Annotated in this window: 18 protein-coding genes; 10 read left to right on the top strand and 8 right to left on the bottom strand. The window is 62.4% G+C overall.

What is annotated here, in order from left to right:
• Window positions 1-117 precede the first annotated feature (117 nt).
• Window positions 118-1,407 (top strand): helix-turn-helix transcriptional regulator, encoded by a 1,290-nt coding sequence (locus tag AS9A_RS11260; RefSeq protein WP_013807131.1) that lies wholly within the window; start codon window positions 118-120, stop codon window positions 1,405-1,407.
• On the opposite strand, the gene AS9A_RS11255 is transcribed toward AS9A_RS11260, so the two are convergent.
• From AS9A_RS11255 to AS9A_RS24975, 3 genes are all read right to left on the bottom strand, one after another.
• Complete coding sequence (locus AS9A_RS11255; protein ID WP_237707805.1) at window positions 1,397-2,839, bottom strand: amino acid permease; 1,443 nt, start codon at window positions 2,837-2,839, stop codon at window positions 1,397-1,399. The two genes, AS9A_RS11260 and AS9A_RS11255, sit on opposite strands and share 11 nt — an antisense overlap.
• Window positions 2,840-2,900: 61 nt before the next feature.
• On the bottom strand, window positions 2,901-3,530 hold the full coding sequence (upp, locus tag AS9A_RS11250) for a uracil phosphoribosyltransferase (RefSeq protein WP_013807129.1): 630 nt from the start codon (window positions 3,528-3,530) through the stop codon (window positions 2,901-2,903).
• 11 nt (window positions 3,531-3,541) lie between these two features.
• Window positions 3,542-6,010, bottom strand: coding sequence for a GTP cyclohydrolase II (locus tag AS9A_RS24975; RefSeq protein WP_158307358.1), 2,469 nt, complete (start codon window positions 6,008-6,010; stop codon window positions 3,542-3,544).
• A gap of 158 nt (window positions 6,011-6,168) precedes the next feature.
• On the opposite strand from AS9A_RS24975, the gene AS9A_RS11240 reads away from it, so the two are divergent.
• The gene (locus AS9A_RS11240) at window positions 6,169-6,627 is read left to right on the top strand and encodes an SRPBCC family protein (protein WP_013807127.1); all 459 of its coding nucleotides are present in this window, start codon (window positions 6,169-6,171) and stop codon (window positions 6,625-6,627) included.
• Window positions 6,628-6,688: 61 nt separating this feature from the next.
• On the opposite strand, the gene AS9A_RS11235 is transcribed toward AS9A_RS11240, so the two are convergent.
• Window positions 6,689-7,540 carry a VOC family protein gene (locus tag AS9A_RS11235; protein ID WP_013807126.1) on the bottom strand — a complete coding sequence of 284 codons (852 nt, stop codon included), beginning with the start codon at window positions 7,538-7,540 and terminating at the stop codon, window positions 6,689-6,691.
• 168 nt (window positions 7,541-7,708) lie between these two features.
• Between AS9A_RS11235 and AS9A_RS11230 the strand changes: the two genes are divergently transcribed.
• Entirely contained in the window at window positions 7,709-8,194 is a 486-nt protein-coding gene (locus AS9A_RS11230) for a hypothetical protein (protein ID WP_013807125.1), read from the top strand.
• Between the two features lie 79 nt (window positions 8,195-8,273).
• Window positions 8,274-9,860, top strand: a complete 1,587-nt coding sequence (locus AS9A_RS11225; RefSeq protein WP_013807124.1) for an MFS transporter — start codon at window positions 8,274-8,276, stop codon at window positions 9,858-9,860.
• 101 nt (window positions 9,861-9,961) lie between these two features.
• On the opposite strand, the gene AS9A_RS11220 is transcribed toward AS9A_RS11225, so the two are convergent.
• Window positions 9,962-10,525 carry a TetR/AcrR family transcriptional regulator gene (locus AS9A_RS11220; RefSeq protein ID WP_202798166.1) on the bottom strand — a complete coding sequence of 188 codons (564 nt, stop codon included), beginning with the start codon at window positions 10,523-10,525 and terminating at the stop codon, window positions 9,962-9,964.
• A 30-nt stretch (window positions 10,526-10,555) separates the two neighbouring features.
• Here AS9A_RS11220 and AS9A_RS11215 point away from each other — a divergent pair, with 30 nt between their 5' ends.
• Window positions 10,556-11,539: a DUF2867 domain-containing protein gene (locus AS9A_RS11215; RefSeq protein WP_013807121.1), complete on the top strand. Its 984-nt coding sequence runs from the start codon at window positions 10,556-10,558 to the stop codon at window positions 11,537-11,539.
• A 159-nt stretch (window positions 11,540-11,698) separates the two neighbouring features.
• Window positions 11,699-13,213, top strand: a complete 1,515-nt coding sequence (rox, locus tag AS9A_RS11210; RefSeq protein WP_013807120.1) for a rifampin monooxygenase — start codon at window positions 11,699-11,701, stop codon at window positions 13,211-13,213.
• On the opposite strand, the gene AS9A_RS11205 is transcribed toward rox, so the two are convergent.
• Entirely contained in the window at window positions 13,152-13,502 is a 351-nt protein-coding gene (locus AS9A_RS11205) for an MmcQ/YjbR family DNA-binding protein (RefSeq protein WP_049793712.1), read from the bottom strand. The genes rox and AS9A_RS11205 overlap by 62 nt on opposite strands.
• 243 nt (window positions 13,503-13,745) lie before the next feature.
• Here AS9A_RS11205 and AS9A_RS11200 point away from each other — a divergent pair, with 243 nt between their 5' ends.
• From AS9A_RS11200 to AS9A_RS23845, 4 genes are all read left to right on the top strand, one after another.
• Window positions 13,746-14,423: a HEAT repeat domain-containing protein gene (locus AS9A_RS11200; RefSeq protein WP_407636545.1), complete on the top strand. Its 678-nt coding sequence runs from the start codon at window positions 13,746-13,748 to the stop codon at window positions 14,421-14,423.
• Complete coding sequence (locus AS9A_RS11195; protein WP_013807118.1) at window positions 14,423-15,478, top strand: MerR family transcriptional regulator; 1,056 nt, start codon at window positions 14,423-14,425, stop codon at window positions 15,476-15,478. The genes AS9A_RS11200 and AS9A_RS11195 overlap by 1 nt, the downstream gene beginning before the upstream one ends.
• Window positions 15,479-15,527: 49 nt before the next feature.
• Window positions 15,528-16,013 (top strand): DUF4112 domain-containing protein, encoded by a 486-nt coding sequence (locus AS9A_RS11190; RefSeq protein ID WP_013807117.1) that lies wholly within the window; start codon window positions 15,528-15,530, stop codon window positions 16,011-16,013.
• A gap of 65 nt (window positions 16,014-16,078) precedes the next feature.
• Window positions 16,079-16,357, top strand: coding sequence for a hypothetical protein (locus AS9A_RS23845; RefSeq protein WP_148262446.1), 279 nt, complete (start codon window positions 16,079-16,081; stop codon window positions 16,355-16,357).
• Window positions 16,358-16,599: 242 nt separating this feature from the next.
• Here the strand turns inward: AS9A_RS23845 and AS9A_RS11180 are convergent, their stop codons facing one another.
• Both AS9A_RS11180 and AS9A_RS11175 read right to left on the bottom strand, forming a co-directional pair.
• Entirely contained in the window at window positions 16,600-17,112 is a 513-nt protein-coding gene (locus AS9A_RS11180) for a hypothetical protein (protein ID WP_041451035.1), read from the bottom strand.
• Entirely contained in the window at window positions 17,109-18,584 is a 1,476-nt protein-coding gene (locus AS9A_RS11175; protein WP_013807114.1) for a hypothetical protein, read from the bottom strand. Before AS9A_RS11175 ends, AS9A_RS11180 begins: the two co-directional genes overlap by 4 nt.
• Window positions 18,585-18,593 lie beyond the last annotated feature (9 nt).

Here is an 18,593-nt window from a genome sequence, read left to right as displayed (position 1 = left end):
GTTGAATGCACATGTGCGCATCTATGGATTGACGCTACCGCTCATACCCAACGGCGGGATCTAGCCGTACGATCAGTAATTACTAGACTGTCAGCCAACACCTCAGGACGGGACATCTTGACAGCTCCACCAGTCTCTGACGCTGAGCGGCTCCGTTCGATCCGGCAGGTAATCGCGGGGCCACTGTTCGAGATCGCCCACCGCTTATCAGACTTCCTCCAGCCACGCTGGCCACACACCGCGCTTGTGATCTTCACCCGTGAGTGCACTGGGCGACCGCGCAAGGTCGCCGGTGACGCCCAAATTGTCTCAGCTGTCACCATCGATGAGCTCGAGGTCATCAAAGATGACGCCAGACCAGCAGCAGGCTACTCCGGCACCAAGCATCTCGGCGGTCAGGCCCGCTGGATTTGGGCGGCCCGCGATACGACGGACACTCTGCTCGTTCTCGTGCCGCAGACGCCGGGCACGCCCGCGCCGCATGATGAAGAATTGTCGGCGGTCTTCGGGCTGGTAGCGACCTCGATCAGCCAGCAAGTCGTTCAGGCGAGCCCTGACTACCTCGCGGAGTCACGCGCCGCGTCAGTCGAGCGGGCACGCACCATTGCCGAACTCACTGCAGCCCACGAAGCAAGCCTCGCTTCGATTCTGTCAGCGTTGCGCTCGCGCAGCCTCGACGATGCGCAAGCCCGGCTCACAGCACGTGAGGCCGCAACCGCGGCTCTTCTCGCCCTGCGGTCCACCCAGACGCATGACCGAGCGCTCTCCGAGGAAACCCCTGCGGCGGCGTTCAAGCGTCTGCGCCGCGAAATCGCCACGCTACTGCGCGACCAGACGATCAACATTGACTACATCGCCCCACCCGCCGGAGGGCGTCCGATCCCGGGAGAAGTCGCGTATGCCGCTCGCGCTATGACCGCCACCTGCACGCTCGCGTTCACGGCACAGGCGGACCTATCCAGGATCCGCATCGGATGGCAGTGCGACGGAACGAACCTGATTGTGGACATCCGAGACCAGGGCCCCGGCGGCCTCGATAGCGACACACTGCGCCACCAGCTTGATGCGCGAGCACGCGCACTAGGGGCGACCCTCACCATCGAGGTATTGGACGGGTGGGGCAGCCGGGTGATCATCACCTACCCGCTGGAGCCGCCCGCCACCAGGGCCAACGAAGAACTGCTTGCCGACCTCAACGCCCGCGAACGAGAAGTGCTTGCCCACCTGTCCAGCGGCAAACGCAACAAAGCGATAGCGGATGAGCTCGGTGTCAGCGAAAGTACCGTCAAATTCCACGTCGGCAAGATACTTCGCAAACTGGGAGTAGCCACCCGCGGCGAAGCCGTGGCCATTGGGCTGCAGCCGGAACAGGGCAGGGCAGTACCGGAAGTGACAGCTACCCGCTAGCCCGCCGCCCGCTCAGATGGGACACCGCGAGCGGCGAGAGCACTCCAATAAGCACTGCGACCACCAGGATAATCGTGTGACTGACGGCGGTTGCCTCTGCAAGTCCGGCCGGGGGGAAGAAACCGACGATGACTCCCGCAACGGAGAAACAAATGCCGATTCCGCATGTCAGCCGAATTCCCCAGGCGCCGCCCGGAATGGCGAACGGGCGCTCGAGCTGCGGCTGGGTTTTGCGGAGTTTCAGTGCGGACGCGAACATCATCGCGTACATGATCAGATAGAGCTGTACGAGCAAGGCGCTAAGTAACCAGAACATGCTGGCCACACTCGGCTGGAAGATAAATAGCAGACTGATGAGGGAACCAATCACAGCCTGACCGATCAGAACAGGCTTCGCCGTATTGCGTTCCGTTTCCCGCGCAAACCGCTTGGGGAGGTGACCTTCCCTCGCAGCCGTAGCCATAGCCGAAGGGGTGGCGGCCATCCACCCCGCAATCTCACCGATGGCATCGATGTAGATCGCCAGAGCCATGAGAGGTACCAGCCAGCCGATATGCCAGACATTGTCGACTCCGACATTCATGGCTTGGACAATCCCGGCGGTAATGCTGATCTGGTCGCTGGGGACTAGCACCGCGATCGCGAGGGTTGCTGGGACGAGCAGCACGGCGATCATCAGGACCGACACCAGCGTCGCCAAGGGATACACGCGAGCCGGATTGCGCATCTCGCCGATCCTGGTGGCCATCACCTCGATGCCCGCGAATATCAGAATCGCAGAGAGTCCAAACGTGATGTTCGTAGGATCGGTGAGGTCCGGAATCAGCTCGGCGGAAGGTCCGGTGATGTTGGACGCACCGTCCCGCATCAGGTAGGCCACAGCGAACGCGATCAAAACCAACCCAGGCACGATCGTGCCAACGATCGCACCGAAGGTGCCTAGGATGCCGGAGCTTCGCAAGCCAAGCAGGCTAAGGACAGTAACCAGCCAGATTGTGCCCACCACGACGGCCGCAGCGTAGAGCTTGTTCTCGGCGCCAGCTTCCCAGCGCACGGACAGCGCGAACATCGCCGCTGCCCCCGTCAGTACCACTGTCCAGAAGACCACGTTCTGAAACCACTGCAGCCACGTGGCAACAAACCCAGCGCGCGGACCGAAGGCCTCGCTGACCCAGACATAGACGCCACCATTGCGGCGGCAGCTCGTTCCGAGCTCAGCGGCAACCAGAGCGGCAGGGATCAGAAACAGCACGATGGCCACACCGAGGTAGAACACCGCGCCCAGGCCGTAGGTTGCGAGGGCTGACATTCCGTTGAGGCTGGTGATGATGCCGAACATCAGCATTACGACAAGAAAGAGACCAAGCGGGCGCTGTCCCAGAGGTGTGCTGCGAGCTGGACCTCGTGACGCGGCACCGGATAAGGGGCTCACCGAAGAAGCGTATGCCTAAACACGGAGGATAGTGCGCTGTTTGGAGGCATATCGCAAGCGTCTATTTTGTCCCGAATATGCGGTCACCCGCGTCGCCGAGGCCAGGCCGGATGTAGCCATGCTCGTCGAGTTCGCGGTCTACAGCAGCCGTGTAGAGCGGGACGTCTGGATGGGCGCGGTTCATGGCGTCAATGCCTTCGGGACACGTGAGCAAACACGCGAATTTGATCGACTTGGGCTCGAACTCTTTGATTCGGTCAATGGCAGCGATGGCGGTGTTGCCGGTGGCGAGCATCGGGTCAACCACCACGATGTCACGTTCGGCGAGATCCTCCGGCATCTTGAAGTAGTACTCAACGGCAACAAGGGTTTTCGGCTGGCGGTACAAGCCGATGTGGCCGACGCGGGCAACGGGCACAACCTTGAGCATCCCATCGAGGATGCCGGTGCCCGCCCGCAGGATCGAAACGAATACTACTTTCTTCCCGTCGATTGCCGTGCCTGTTGCCCGCTCGAGCGGAGTCTCGATTTCGACCTCATGGATCGGGAAATCGCGGAGGACCTCGTAGGCCATCAGGGTGGAAATCTCATCAAGCAATTGCCGGAAATTCTTGGTGGAGGTCTCTTTCCGGCGCATCAAGGTCAGCTTGTGCTGGATAAGTGGGTGGTCGATGACATGCAGGTCACCCATGTGCGTCCCTTCTAGAAGACCGAACCGTCACTAACGATCGAAAGTGGTGGCAGCCCGCCGCGCAACCGTTGCGCCATTGCGCGGCCCGCCGCCCAGGTGCCGCCTTCCAACACGCACGCTAGTGGCATTTGTTCCGGAGCCAGCCCAAGGCGGGCGCGGACCAGAGGAGCGAGTTCGTCGAGCAATGCGATCGTCAGCGCTCGCCACTCGACCACAATCTCATCGCCGACCGTCCAGTTGCGCGCGGCAGCCTCCTGATCACGCAGCCGAAGCACGCCGGTATCGAGGAGGAGTCCGCCGTTGCGGTACTCGGCAAGCCCCGTCAGTGCCTCAAGCCCCGTCACGGACACACCGGCTAGTTCGAACGGCTCGATGAGGGAGTAAGTCAGCCATTGCGACAACTTGTGCAGTGGCATCCAGCCCTGTGTCAGACCTGGACCGGCGACGGCGCCATGGTGCCAGCAGTCGCCCATCGGCTCACCACCAATTGTGCTGCCGGTAAGCCAGATATCGGAGAGCGCGGTAAGCAAGCGGTCCAGTATGGCGTGGGCCGAAGGAGCGGACAGCCCCGCAAAAAGGTCGGACGGACGTCCCACGCGGGACAGGGCTGCCCCGAGTCGGTGCAGCAGCTCCACTCGGCCGTCCAGCCCCACGATCGGGTTATCGAGCTTGACCTGGAAAGCTTCTGCCAACTGCGCGGCAGTCAGGTCCCGTAACCCCGCTGCGTCGGCCTGCATGGGGTTGGCTGGATCACTAGAGAACACGCCTCCGTGGAAAGCATGCCAGCTTGCGACCCCTAGACCCTCCGACCGCGTGAAAACTTGTCCGCTGGCGTGCTCGGCGAACTTCCAGTCCGGCCCAGCGCCAGCGTCGAGGAGGACGCTGACGACCGTTAGATCGATCATCGATGCAGCCCGGGTACGAGGATCGGCGCCAGAGAGCCGACTTTCCATTTCCGCGAGCCGATTTACACCTCCGGCCTCGAAATGGCGCCAGCGGCTGTGGTAGGGGATCGTCAAGCTGGGGTAACGCTCGCGAGTGATCGCGGCGACCTCAGCGGACGCTAAATCGAGCGCATCGTCATCGACGGTGAACCAGGCAGAGCGCCCGTCGCGCGCGCGGTGCAGCAACTGGTTCGCCCGCCCGCGGATAGCAGCCGTAGACCGAAGCGCAGCGGCCGCACCAACCGGATTGTCCGTCATTTCATCCAGCCCGCGGCCTCGCACCTGCTTCAGCTGCTCAGCCCCCAGGACGGGACCCGGCGTGAAATAACCCGCAGCCATTTTGGCGTCCATTTCAACACGCGCATCAGGTGGAATCAGATCGTCCGGAATATTGACGCGCTCACCTACCTCAATTCCTGAATGAGTGATTGCGTCGTACTTCATGTTGCTCATCGACACCAGGCGGTGAATCTTCCGGATCCCAAGCCAGTGCAGGACATCAGGCATCAACTCTTGGAACCGCATGTCTTGCACGCCCGCGACGCACTCGGTGCGCGCGAAGTACTGGTCCGCGGTGTCGCCGCCTGCCTGGCGTTTGCGCGCGTTGTAGACAAGGAACTTGGTGACCTCGCCGAGTGCGCGCCCTTCTTTCCGGGAGTACGCGACTACACCCGCACCGCCCCGCTGGGTACCTTTGATGCACTCCTCGATAGCGTGCGTCAGGTAGGGGCGGCAGGTGCAGATGTCCGAGCCGAAGACGTCGGAGCCGTTGCATTCGTCGTGAACCCGCGCGGTGAGCTCGACAGACGGATCGGCAAGGTCAGCTGCCTTCCCGAAGATGTACACCGTCTGACCGCCGATTGGCGGCAAGAACACCTCGAGGTCTGGACGGGTGACGAGTTCCGGGAACATCCCTCCGGTTTCTTCAAACAGCACGCGGCGCAGTTCCGTCTCCGTGCAGCCGAAGCGGTCCGCTATACCCGGCAGATACCAGACGGGTTCGACAGCCACCTTGGTGACCACGGCGGCGCCGCTAGCGAGCAGAAACCGTCCGTCTGGAACCAAACGGCCTCGTGCGACGGCCTCGGCGATTTCCGGTACAGAGACGTGCGCTTTCGTCACCGCGATCGTCGGCCGGATGTCCATACCGGCGGCCAGCTCGTGAGCGAATGCTTCGGCTATCATCGCGCCCCACGGGTCCATACTCACGATCGAGCCCGGTTCCCACCACTGCGGATACGGACCAATCATCGCGGTCGGCGCTGTGTTGGTCAGGTCCGCACGGTGTTCCCGCGACAACGCGCCGGCCGCAACAGCGAGCGCCCGGTACACGCTGTAGGACCCGCTGTGGGTCCCGATGACGTTGCGCTGAGCACGCGTGCTGGTTGTTCCGATGATCGGCCCACGGTCGCTCGGTGCTGCGGCACCCCAGTTGATCGACGGAGCCCTAGCGCTGCCGCTGTGTGACGTCAGACGGATGTGGCCGACCGGATCTGCGCCGGTCGGAGGCAGAACGTTACTCGCGTCAGCGGCCATGTTCGCTCCCTGGTATCCGGTCCCAGCCTCGGTGTAGGCCTCAGGAGCGGAAACCACAAGAATACTGGCTCAGTGTGGGATTTGCCGGGAGTGTCGAGGTCGGTCCGCTCTAAAGTTGACGGTGTACTCAACCCGCCTATATCGAGAAGGACCGGCGCATGATGTTCGAACGCAGCGCCATCATCGACGCACCGATCGATGATGTGTGGGCTCGTGTGGTGAGCGCGGACGGCATCAACTACGAGATGCGGCCGTGGATGACGATGAAACTCTCACGCGGAACAGGCTTCTTGACGATCGACGATGTGACCGTTGGCGAACCTCTCGGCCGGGCATGGCTGAAACTATTCGGTGCAGTGCCTTTCGACTATGACGACCTGACGATCGTCGACCTGGAGCCTGGCCGAAGGTTTCACGAGAAGTCGACGATGCTCAGCATGAAACGGTGGGAACACGAACGCACACTTTCTCCTCTTCCCGCCGGGCGGACAGAAGTCCTTGATCGAATCACCTTCGAACCGAGAATTCTGTTGCGCCCGGCGACCGTCGTCTTGAAGCGCACTCTGCAGGCATTCTTCGGTCACCGCCATCGACGGCTACAACGGTATTTCGGCTAGCTCGTTCTGTGCCAGCGTTTCTTGGACATGGGCATACCTCCGGGAAAGGTTGCGCCAACCGCTACGAGTTCTCAGGTACGAACTGGTTTGCACCGAAAATTGCGCCGGCGGGATCCTGGAGCACGGACATCCGGACCCAGGGCGCATCGGTTGGCGGCATTACAATTTTGCCGCCGAGTTCGACTGCTTTGGCAGCGGTGGCGTCGGCGTCCGCCACGCCGAAAGTGATGCCCCAGTGTGGCTGAGTGTCGGCATCGTCGGAGGAGATCGGATTGAGGCTCGCCACCACGTTCTCGAACCCTGCTGGAGCACCCATCTCGGCCATCGCCGCGGTATTCCCGGGATGCAGCCGGTCCAGGTGATCGCCATAGCCTGGCAGCGTCCACATCTGCCCGCCGGGCCCGAGATCGAGGATCTCCCAACCGAAGACCGCATGGTAGAACTGCGTGGCTGCGTCGGGCTCCCGGCTGTACAGGTCGTTGAAGTTCACGCTGCCAGGCTCGTTGACCACATCGGACCCGCGGTGACTGCGCGCCTCCCAGATCATGAAATCGGCGCCCTCCCGATCGGCGCAGACAGCCATTCGGCCCTGGTCCTGCACGTCCCACGGTCCCATCAGCACGGTGCCGCCCGCTTCCTTGACCCGCATCGCGGTCTCGTCGGCGTTCTCCACCCTGATGTAGGTGTTCCACACCGGGTGAGTCGGCGCGCCCTCCGAGAAGCTTGTGATTGCGGCGACGTCGCCGCCCCCGAGTCGGCCGATCAGATATCTCGTTGCCGCGCCCGGTGGCATGACGTCCTCACATTGCCAGCCGAACAGTCCGGCGTAGAAGGTGGCAGCGGCATCCAGATCGGGCTGGTTGGTGTCGACCCAGCATGGCACTCCTGGGATATAGCGATCAGGCGAACTCATGTCGATTCCCTTCAGTTAACGGATGGGTACTGTCATCCTCAACCCGATTTAGGACAGTTGGCGTCCTAAAACGGATTCCCTCGCCAGAGAAAATGTCTGAGACAGGGCGCCTTGCGGACGAGTATCGTCAGACCAACGCACACAGGGGATTACGAAGAGGGGCAACCTATGCGACTCGCACGCAGCATCACCGCCGTCAGTGCAGCAGCCTTCGCGTCCATCGCGATGAGCACCGCGACTGCGGCGGCCGAGCCTGTCGTCGTCACCGAGACACCGGTCACCATCTTCCAGCTGCCCGCTCACAGTTTGGTTGTTTCAGGCCTTGTCGTTCCTGGCATCCACGCTGCAGCGGTAACGGCGGCAAGCCCTGAACCTGGCCACGTCACGTTCGCGGCGCCAACCAGGCCCGAAGTGTGTGCAACGACGTTCGGTGGCGCATTAGTACGGATCGACTATCTCAACATCGCGACAGGCAATGCGGGAACCGTGACAGTACGTCCATGCGAGAACTTCCTCGAACCGACCCCGACACGTGCAACGGCCAACACCGGTTCCGGCCCGGTCGTGTTCAGTGTCGGCCTCACAGGTACGGCATATCGACCCACCGCTGGACAACCGTCGATACCCGGCGTGGGGACGTTTACCGCACCTTAGCCAAGTCTGTGTTCTGCCATGCGGAGCCGTGCAAGGTGACACCATAGTTTCCATGCCAGTCGGATGAATCGAGCTCAGCATGGACGCGTCTCATACCGGCGAACGACGAACCTTGGCCGCAACGGTCGGAGCCGCCGGGATTTCCCAGCTACCTACTGCTGCGATCGTGGTTGCGCTCGCCTCAATTCATAATGATTTCGGCACATCGCTTGAAGCTCTGCAATGGACCGTGACTGCGTTCCTGATTCCGTACACCGCGTTAATGATTGTGGCTGGCCGAGTCGCTGACGTCTTCGGGCGCCGCCTGGTCCTCCTGGCAGGCACGGGTGCGTTCGTCGGGGGCTCCGCACTGGCGGCGATCGCCGTCGGAGCGCCGATGCTGATTGGGAGCATCGCCGTCGCCGGTGCTGGTGCAGCGGCGATGATCCCGTCGTCGATGTCGGTCATCACCGATGTATTTTTCGATGCGCAGCGGGCTGTCGCGATCGGCTTGTGGGGTGGGGCGACAGAGCTGGTTTCAGGCGTGGGGATCCTCATTGGTGGTGTGCTAACCGAACTGCTCGGCTGGCGGGCAATCTTCGTGGTTTGCATTCTCATAGGAATCGCGATTCTCGCCACTGTTGTCGTCGCGACTCCCGAGTCCCGTGACCCGAATGCCTCGCGCCGAATCGACTACGCGGGCGCGGCCGTCTCGGCGGTCCTGCTTGCCGTGCTTAGCCTGGCGCTCATTCAGGGACCGAGCTGGGGGTTTGGTTCCCGAGCAACGCTTGCGCTGTTCGGGCTGACAGCCGTTGCGGCGGTCGTATTCGTCATGGTCGAACTTCGCGCGCAATTCCCGATCATCGACTTCAGCTTGTTGCGCCGACGAAACTTCTCGGGTTCGCTCGTCGTGATTTTCGCGCTCGACTTCTCGCTTGGCGCGTTGCTGTTCTTCTTGCCGCTGTTCTTCCAGCAGATGGTCGGCTACTCGGCGATTTTCACTGGTGTTGTGCTGCTTCCGCTGACCGGATTGATGGTGCTCGGTTCGCCGTTAGGCGGGAAGATTGCCGCAAAGGTGGGACCTCGCCCGCCCATCGTGGTTGGCCTCGGTTTGATGTCGATTGGCATCTTCCTCATGACGCGGCTCACCACTGAAACGACGGTGTCACAGCTCTGGTTGCCCACCGCGATCATCGGGTTCGGAACGGGGCTCGCATTGACACCGATGAATCTGGCCGCCATGAATGCTGTGAATCCCGAACGCGCGGGAGCAGCTTCGGGTTTGCTCGTGACGCTCAGCGGCCTCGGAGCCACGATGGGAGTTGCATTAACGGGTGCGTTGTTCAACGAGTTGCAGGCAAACAGAGTCGTGTCTCTCTTGGCCGGCCGCGACACGACAGTGACGGAGGCGCAGGCGCGCAACCTGACGGGGTTGCTGGCCGATACGCCGCGCGCGAGGGAGGAACTTGCCCGTACCGTCGGAGTGGGCGAATCGGAGGCAATCGAGGTTGTGCGGGAGGCCTTCGTCTCGGCGCTGGGTAGCAGCCTGTTCATCTCCGTGGCGCTCGTCGGCGTCAGCGTGCTGCTAACCCTTCTGGTTATGCGCAAGGAACCTGAGGTGTCTGGTGCGGTGGGCCATCCGACTGGTGCACCACCGTTTCGCCCGGCGCCGAGAATGCGTCAGTGAGCCAGCCCGCCACCAGAATCCAGCTGCGGAGGTCATCAAAATCGCCCAGTTTTGGCAGATTTACGCGACACCCACCGATGGATTGGGGGACGGGGCGCTGATCACGGCGATGCTGTCAGTGTTCTGAGCATCGTGTCGAGGTAAGCAGGGGAGAGATCCGCCTCGTCTGGTGTTGAATTGGCCAGCTGGGCTATTCCGAGATAGCTCGCATATGCGAGCTGGGCCCGCCGCGCGGCTTCACCTGTCGGGAAGCCCAGTTCGGCGAACTGTTCCGCCAAGTAGCTGAGACGCCGCCGCGTGACGCGCGCAAGCACAGGGGCGACGATGGGGTGCCGCGCGGTGGCTTGGAGTGCTAGCTCCGTTCGCGCCGCTTCGCCTGTGCGGCCTTCGACCGCCCCCACAATCAGAGCACGAAGCCGGGGGAGTCCGGGTGGTTCAGTCTCGATCTCGGCGATGACTTCCTCTGTGTCGACGCGCTCCCACAGCTCCAGCGCAGCCGTGACCAGAGCCTCACGACTCGAAAAGTGCCAGTAGAAACTCCCTTTTGTCGCGCCGAGACGGGCTGCGATCGGCTCGACTGCGACGGCGGCGAGCCCACCTTCGGCGAGCGCTTCGAGTGCGGCGGTCGACCAGTCAGATGCGGAAAGACGCTGTCGCGATGACATGAACATACGGTACCGTATGGGAGGAAAGTCATGAGAATTCACAACGTCCACGAGCGGGTCGTCACCGGCACGCCCGAGGACATCGAACCGCTGATGGCCACGCTCGGGCAACCTAACGACGTGCTCTACCCGCCACTTTGGGAACCGATGCGGTTTGACGGCCCCGTCGCGGTCGGCGCCAGCGGCACACACGGCACTATCAGCGCCTACGAGCCTGGCCGTCTGATGGAGATCACGTTCCCGGCCGGCACGGGCATCACTGGCACGCACACCTTTACAGTGACCCAGGTTGGGACGCGGCACTCGCTAGTACGGCACGAGGTCGACGCCATAGCGACCCCGAAAGCCTGGCTCTTCTGGCACACGCTGATCCGGTCCTCCCACGATGCCGTCCTCGAAAGTCTGCTGGACCGCCTCCAAACCGTTCTGGGTGCGCCGCCTGTGCGGCCGTCCGCTCCGTCCGTGTACGCACGCTTGCTGCGCTGGTTCGAGCGACCGCGCGCCTACGCGGTGCAGGCACCGACGGAAGGCTTACTCGCCAGCCAGCCTCGCCGCGTCGACCACTCCGACGCTTTCGCGATCGAGCGGCGCCGTGAGACACCCGGTGATCCGGAAACCTGGGCCCAAGCTATCTTCAATGACCTGCCGCCAGTGGTGACCGCCCTGATGGGACTCCGCGAGCACCTCGTCGGAATAGCAGGGATCGAACGGGGAACTCCGGACGCATTCGCCGTCCTCGCGCAGAACGATGACGAGGTACTTCTCGGCGCCGACGCCGGCCATTTAGACTTCCGCACTTCGGTGCGCCGTGAGCCCGGCCGAATCGTGGTCACCACTGCCGTGGAACTACACAACCGGCGCGGGCGTGCCTACTTCGCGCTGATCAAGCTCATTCACCCATTGGTTGTGCGAGCGATGCTCAACCGCTCCGCAGTCCGGCTCGCACGAAACTCCACACCCCGGATCCATCTGCACAGGTCCATAGAACCCGCGGATTTCGCGCGATTTGGATGACTTGCGCGGATGGATTCGGCGTAGTGTCCGCCCCTTTCAAGATATAGCGGGCTAGGGGGCTTGCCGCAAGACCCCGGTCGTGCCGCAGAATAGGCCCGCAGCGCCAGAACCTGCACAAATAGCGGTGTGGTCAAAGCGCAACGGCTGAAAGGGCTTCGCATGATTGATGTGATCATTGTCGGTGGGGGACCAACAGGTTTGATGCTCGCCAGTGAGCTGCGGTTGCACCGCGTGCAGGTGGTGGTGCTGGAGAGGGAAACCGAAGCGCCAAAGTGGGTCCGTTCGCTCGGATTGCATGTGCGCAGTATTGAGGTGATGGACCAGCGCGGTCTCCTTGAACGGTTCCTCGCACACGGTAGGCAATACCCTGTAGGCGGCTTCTTCGCAGGAATCGACAAGCCCGCACCGAAGGGACTGGACACTGCGCACCCCTACGTCCTCGGTATTCCTCAGACCATCACGGATCGCCTGCTGGCCGAGCGTGCCGCAGAACTGGGTGCCGATCTCCGGCGCGGCAGCGAAGTAGTCGGGCTTAGGCAGGACGACGAAGGCGTGACCATCGAACTGGCTGACGGGACGCATTTGCGCTCGCGCTACGTGGTCGGCTGCGATGGGGGCCGGAGCACGGTGCGCAAGCTTCTTGGCGTGGGGTTTCCGGGCGAGCCGTCCAGGTGCGACATTCTGCTGGGGGAGATGGAAGCCGATGCGGCACTGGAGACGGTGATGACCGCGGTAGCTGAAGTTCGCGAGACGGAGAAGCGGTTTGGCCTCGGACCTCTCGGTGACGGCGTGTATCGGGTTGTGGTGCCCGCGGCAAGGGTGTCCGAGGACCGCTCGGTCGCGCCGGTCCTCGATGAGTTCAAGCAGCAGTTGCGGGCGTTCGCTGGAACCGACTTCGGTGTGCATTCGCCGCGCTGGCTGTCCCGGTTCGGCGACGCCACCCGGCTAGCCGAGCGCTACCGGTCCGGGAGGGTGTTTCTCGCTGGGGACGCCGCACACATCCACCCGCCGATGGGTGGACAGGGCCTCAATCTCGGCATTCAGGACGCGTTCAACCTCGGCTGGAAACTGGCTGCCGCAGTGAATGGCTGGGCGCCGCCGGGACTGCTGGACAGCTACGAAACGGAACGCCGTCCTGTGGCGGCTGACGTGCTCGAGAACACGCGCGCACAGGGGGTGCTGCTGTCGACGGATCCCGGTCCGCAGTCGGTGCGCAGGCTGGTCTCGGAGTTGATGGACTTCGAGGACGTGAATCGGTTTCTGATAGAGAAGATCACGGCGATTTCTGTCCGGTACAGCTTCGGTGAGGGCCATGAACTGCTCGGCCGACGGCTGCGGGACGTGCAACTGCAGAGCGGGCGACTGTACGAGCTGATGCGCGGTGGCCGTGGCCTCCTCTTTGATCAGACCGGCCGGCTGTCGGTCGCGGGCTGGGCGGACCGGATCGACCACGTCGTGAGCGTCAGCGATGAAGTGGATTTTCCCGCTGCATTGCTGCGCCCCGACGGCCACGTCGCCTGGGTCGGAGAAGATCAGCACGATCTGGACAGCCACCTCACACAGTGGTTCGGGACCAGGACTTCACCAGAATCCGACACACCAATGGGTCAGGCTAGCGCTTCAGCGCGCCGACAAACCGATAGGCCTCGTACGCCAGGTCCCGCCACAGCGTGAGCTTAGAGGCGGAGTCTCCTCGTGCGGGGAGGAGAATCCATTTCCGCATCGTCCGCTTGCCCATCACCACAGCTTCAGCGGTGCCCTCGTCAACGAGTTCGGCCGCCCGAGTTCTCGGCAGCTTCACGATTAACTCCCCGTTGCTGCCCAAGAACGCGAAGACCTTGCCACCGACCCGCAGTCCTGGGCTACGGAACATCGTTCCCATGACTACGTCGTGCTCGTCCGCGAAATCGCGCGCGATGTCATCGAGCAGATGGCCGTTCGGCACCTCACGCCCGTCAGTCATGACGCCTTCCCTTGCGGCAGGATCCGATTGAACGCTTTGATCGAGCCGCCAATCACCAGGCCTGCGGCTTTAGCGTCCCGCACGCCGAGTTGGCCGGTGAAGACTGCGACAAGAACTTCAGGGGGCGCCGCGACGGTCGCATCGGGCTGGAGATCGGTGGAGCATGGACGGACTTCGACTTCGCCATTTCCAGCGCGTTTGACCTTGACACGATGGCAAGGTTTCTACTGTCCAGAGAAGGAGATGGTTGCGATGAAAACAACCCACAACGACCTGGACACCCGCCTCATCGATGCGCTAGCAGATACTCGATCCTCGACACGGCTGCGTGCGGCTCTCATGGCCGGTACGAGACCTGACGAAAGGCTCGTTGAACCGCTTATCGGGCGGTGCGGCACCGAACCAGATTTCTTCGTGCGCGACATGTTGACATGGGCTTTGACCCGGCACCCGGCGACGATCACAGTGCCAAAGCTCCTTGAGGAGCTGCGCTCAGAGTCCGCGCAGGCTCGCAGCCAGGCATTGCACACATTGTCCAAGATTGGAGACCAGAGCGCGTGGCCCGAGATCGCTGGACCATTGCTGTGGGACGCCGATGATGAGGTCGCGCGCAGCGCGTGGCGAGCTGCCGTAGCGCTTGTACCTCTCGGGCATGAAGCTAAGCTGGCGGCGCTGCTTTCGACCCAACTTGGGCGAGGAGATGAAGACACACAGCTAAGCTTGAGCCGTGCCCTCATTGCACTTGGCGAGACGGTCCCGTCGCTGTTGGGCGCCTCGATGAACAGTGCTAGCCCGGCGGTGCGTGCCCACGCGATCGCGACCGAGCGTCTGCTGCATGACCCTGACACCGAATTCGCTTTCGCGCTCGAATACGCCAATCGGATCGCAAATACTGGCCCTGCGCCAGTGGGGGACTCATAGTGCTGATCGGCGAAGTGTCGCGACGCTCGGGAGTGAGCACTCGCATGCTTAGGCACTACGAATCTTTGGGTTTAGTGACCCCGACGGGGCGCACATCGGGCGGTTACCGCGAGTACTCCTTCGATGACATTCAGCGGATCTTCCACGTCGAAAGCCTCCGTTCGCTGGGGCTGTCGTTGCGTGACGTGCAGCGCGCGCTGGACGACCCCCAATTCGTACCAGCCGATCTCGTCAGTGACTTGATTCGCCAGACCCAGAGCCGGATCGACCGTGAGCAGGAACTGCTCACTCGGCTCCGAAGAGTCGAAGAAACGGACCCGGCCGACTGGGGTGATGTGCTGGGCATCATCAGAATGCTGCGTGCTCTGGACTCGGACCACGCAGCGCTCCGGCAGCAGGCTGTGTTGTCGGCAGCTCCAGACGTGTCCTTGCCGGTAGAAGTGCTGGCCGATGCGGTGCTCGCCGAAGCCGACCTGAACGTCGCTGGAGCGATGATGTGGGCTCTCGCGAGGGCAGGCAGCGACGGACTGGCGCGGGTGGCAGCAGGTTTGGCCTCTCGCGATGCTGACGTCCGGCGGCGTGCAGTGCTGGCCATCGCAGCGTTGCCGCACGCCGAGGCAAATACGTTGTTGCAGGGCGCACTGGCTGACACCGACGAGGTGGTCCGCAGACGCGCGGCGCTTGAACTCGGGGCGCGCGGACAGGTGGATGCGGTGCCAACACTGATCGACATGGTGGTCCAGGGGACGGGCGACGTCGAAGCCGCTGAGAGCTTGGGGAGACTGGCCGACAGTTCCAGCATCGCCCAGGAGATTGTCCGCTCCCTCGTCGACAAGCTTGGTGGCGACGCCGTGGCCGGTACGCGGTTGCGCCTGGCCCAGGCGCTCGCTGAGCTTCCCGGCCCTGCTGCGGTACAGGCACTTTCACAGTTGACGCATGACAAAGACCGCACTGTCGCGCTCACTGCTGAAACGATCCTCCGCAATCGCGAGTCGCCGCGCCAGCGAGCAGCGCGTCGCCCCGCTGGCCCGAAAAACGAGCCACCAACCGGGTAGAACGAGAGCGCCCGGTGAGCGCCATGTTCAGCCCTGAAATACTGGAGTCGTGACCATACAGCACCAGCCCGCCGAACTCGTCGAACAGCGGAAGAAACAGATCCGCCGGTTCGCGAACATGATGGACTCGCGGTTCCGCATACCCGGCACCAAACAAACGTTCGGCGTCGACCCCATTCTCGGCCTCGTCCCTGGCGGCGGGGACGCCGTTGCCATGGTGATCAGCGCGGGCATTGTTATCCAGGCTGTCCGATTCGGTGCACGCGGGTCGACACTTGCGCTGATGCTGTTCAACGTGGCAATCGACGCGATATTCGGCGCCATTCCCATCCTTGGGACGGTCTTCGACGTGTGGTACAAAGCGAACAACCGCAACGTGGCGCTGCTCGACCGCCATGTCACCGACCCCGAAATGACCAGAGCTCAGATACGGCGCAGGGTCTTCTGGCTGATCGTGCTCGTCATCGCGTTCACCCTGCTGCTCCTGGTCGCCCTGATCGTCGGTATCGTCGCGCTCATCGCATGGCTCTTCTGAACAGGTAGGCCGACTTTGCAACAACTGGGTCCCATAGGGTTTCGGCATGGCCCTCACTTCTCGCGTTGTCGGCCGGGATCCTGATGGTCGCCACGATCACCGCGCTCAACGGACAAGCGGTGATGGCGAATTGGGAAGCGGCCATCGCGGTCGCTGTTGCCCTGACTGGACTCTGGATGGCGCGGATGCGCATGACCGCGCGCAAAACCGTCCCTGATCGCCGAGTGGGATACGGGCTCGCGCGCTCCTCGCGATATTGGCAGTACCGGGTCTTCTGCCCGTCGCCGCCTATCACTGGGGATACCTCACGTTCCTCGGGGCGGCTTTCGTGGTGCTGGGTTTAAGATCGCGTCAACGACTCACATGGATCTCCGGGGGAGTCACCGCCATTGTTGGTGTTCTGACGGGGTCGGTAGTCGCGCGAGACGTACTGCTCGGTATCCAAGAAGCATCGACTGGTGTAGGCCCATCAGTAACAGCGCAGACTGCGCTAGGTCTTCTCGTACTGTTTGTCGCAGTGAGGGATCGCAAAGCGAAATGCTGCCGACCGTCAGAACCTTTCACGCGCCCTTCCCGGTCGAACGCTCTACTCGCCTTGTGTGCCCACCGGTGTCACACGCAGTGCATAAGAGACGACGTCGTGGTTCACCGGGACGCTTTCGCCACGATGCAACCTCGCGGGTCCCACATGGTTCACGTTGTACCACCCGAAATGCTTAGTGGACGTTCGGTTTGCACGACGGCAGAGCGATGCGCGTTCGATCACCAGAACCCGGCCTGCGGGCTTCGTGTGGTAGTCGATCCATAGATAGCGATCCCACACCAGGAATCCCCTCAGCGTCGTTTCTCCCATTGCGTCGATGCCTTCCGGGATCATCGTCGTGAACCCGTTGCCGAGGTGCGCGACTCGTTCCGTTCGCCCGTGGATGGTCACCTCTTCCACCTGTGCCGAAACCTCGCAAATCAATTCATGAGGGACCTCTAGCATTTCGGGTGTAGCCCAGTACGTTGAGGGTTCGCTCACCTCACCGACTTGTGGCGCGTCGGGAAACGGTTCAAGGTCCTCGATCATCCACAACGCTGGTCTCGGCGGCGTCATGGCATCGTCGTAACATCGAGTTGCATACCACCGATGGTGGGACGCTGCTCATACCCAAGACCGGCGAAGGACTCGCCGTCGAATGGCGTTCCTATCAGTCGCGCACCCATGTTGGCGAGAGTATGCGTGATTATGTGCGCAAGCTGTCCGGTGACGACACTTTCAGTCCCTTGCACGACCTCGAGAACATCGATGCATGCGGTGGTCTGGTCCAACCACCGTGCGGCTGCATGACCGACGAAAGGCTTTGCGTACTTGTTGTTCACGTATGCCTGGATCCATGCCGCTAGAGTTCCCGAATCCATCGATGCACGCGGTGTTTCAATGCTGAGTCCAGCATCGGCTAGCCAGACCCCAGACTTTTCGTGCATCGGGACAGGACCGATGCCGAACTCACAACGTTCATGATCCATTCGGGGCGTGGAGACATGGATCGTCTTGCCGATCCTGGTACGGGTTCCCCACACGAGTAATCCTGTCCGGAGATCTTCTTGCCACCTGAACAGTGCTTCGCTTGCGTACCTGCGAGGTGTATCCACAGGCGGGCCACGGAAGTCGCCTGGTGATTGCGGCATCGGGACCAACAATGCGAACGTGTTCGGATTCTTAGCCCAATGGAAATACACGACGACCGAGTGATCCTGGACGTGAATTCGGACCGGGCGGAAAGCGCTGTCCACAACTCCGCGAACGCGTACCTGGTTCCGCAGGTGCCGCAAGGTTTCGCGAGCTGTCTCAGTCAGGGCTTCGAGGCTCTCGCCCGTCATTTCCACCCGCCAGCCACCATCTGGCTCGGTATTTGGATCCCGGATCCCCGCGGTAACGGCATAGGGGCCGAAACGCTCGATGCACGAGAGCAGTTCGTTTGATGACGGGTCTGGATCGAGCTTCCGTGCATGTTCGATCGCGTGCCAAACCCGACTCCAAGCGAAGGTGTCTGGCGCCAGCAGCGGGGTGCCGTTCGGCGCGAGGAGTAGTACATAAATTCGCTGCTTGTCCCACATACGGGCCCGCACCCGATCGCTTACGTGACGGTGCCACGATAGTTCGTAGGCGTAGTCAGACCAATACTTGCCCAGCAGTGCACGGGCCCACGCCTCGCCTTCAGCTTCGGAAACCTCGTCGAGCAGGTTGCTTCTCGCCGAGTGACGATCGGGAAACTGGCTCGAGTAGCCCTGCACATGTATTCGTAGGCAGACAGGATCGAGACTGGTGCGGAAGGAGCCCAGGTCCCCTGCACCCTGGAAACTGTGGACGATCGCTACCCGCAAGTCGGGATCCGTCAAGGACGGTCCATCGATCGGGGACGTGCCATTCGGCCAAGGAGGATCTGTGCGCGGCAAGCCTCGTTCGGCCGCGATATTGGCTAAGACTTTTCGGTAAACGGGGATCTGCTCCGAGAACAGCTCTGCGAGTACGTCAGTCATCGCGGCGCGGTCGAGCTCGGGACGTCGCTCAGCAGGCCGGGACATTCTTTCGGC

This window comes from Hoyosella subflava DQS3-9A1, from assembly GCF_000214175.1.
Lineage (GTDB): Bacteria > Actinomycetota > Actinomycetes > Mycobacteriales > Mycobacteriaceae > Hoyosella > Hoyosella subflava.
Note: the sequence above shows the minus strand (reverse complement) of the source record. Positions and strands in the feature narration are given on the sequence as shown.

Excerpts from the sequence above, each read along its gene's own strand:
- upp (WP_013807129.1), bottom strand. The coding sequence starts at position 3,530 with ATGGGTGACCTGCATGTCATCGACCACCCACTTATCCAGCACAAGCTG.
- AS9A_RS24975 (WP_158307358.1), bottom strand. The coding sequence starts at position 6,010 with ATGGCCGCTGACGCGAGTAACGTTCTGCCTCCGACCGGCGCAGATCCG.
- AS9A_RS11240 (WP_013807127.1), top strand. The coding sequence starts at position 6,169 with ATGATGTTCGAACGCAGCGCCATCATCGACGCACCGATCGATGATGTG.
- AS9A_RS11235 (WP_013807126.1), bottom strand. The coding sequence starts at position 7,540 with ATGAGTTCGCCTGATCGCTATATCCCAGGAGTGCCATGCTGGGTCGAC.
- AS9A_RS11230 (WP_013807125.1), top strand. The coding sequence starts at position 7,709 with ATGCGACTCGCACGCAGCATCACCGCCGTCAGTGCAGCAGCCTTCGCG.
- AS9A_RS11225 (WP_013807124.1), top strand. The coding sequence starts at position 8,274 with ATGGACGCGTCTCATACCGGCGAACGACGAACCTTGGCCGCAACGGTC.
- AS9A_RS11220 (WP_202798166.1), bottom strand. The coding sequence starts at position 10,525 with ATGTCATCGCGACAGCGTCTTTCCGCATCTGACTGGTCGACCGCCGCA.
- AS9A_RS11215 (WP_013807121.1), top strand. The coding sequence starts at position 10,556 with ATGAGAATTCACAACGTCCACGAGCGGGTCGTCACCGGCACGCCCGAG.
- rox (WP_013807120.1), top strand. The coding sequence starts at position 11,699 with ATGATTGATGTGATCATTGTCGGTGGGGGACCAACAGGTTTGATGCTC.
- AS9A_RS11205 (WP_049793712.1), bottom strand. The coding sequence starts at position 13,502 with ATGACTGACGGGCGTGAGGTGCCGAACGGCCATCTGCTCGATGACATC.
- AS9A_RS11200 (WP_407636545.1), top strand. The coding sequence starts at position 13,746 with ATGGTTGCGATGAAAACAACCCACAACGACCTGGACACCCGCCTCATC.
- AS9A_RS11180 (WP_041451035.1), bottom strand. The coding sequence starts at position 17,112 with ATGACGCCGCCGAGACCAGCGTTGTGGATGATCGAGGACCTTGAACCG.
- AS9A_RS11175 (WP_013807114.1), bottom strand. The coding sequence starts at position 18,584 with ATGTCCCGGCCTGCTGAGCGACGTCCCGAGCTCGACCGCGCCGCGATG.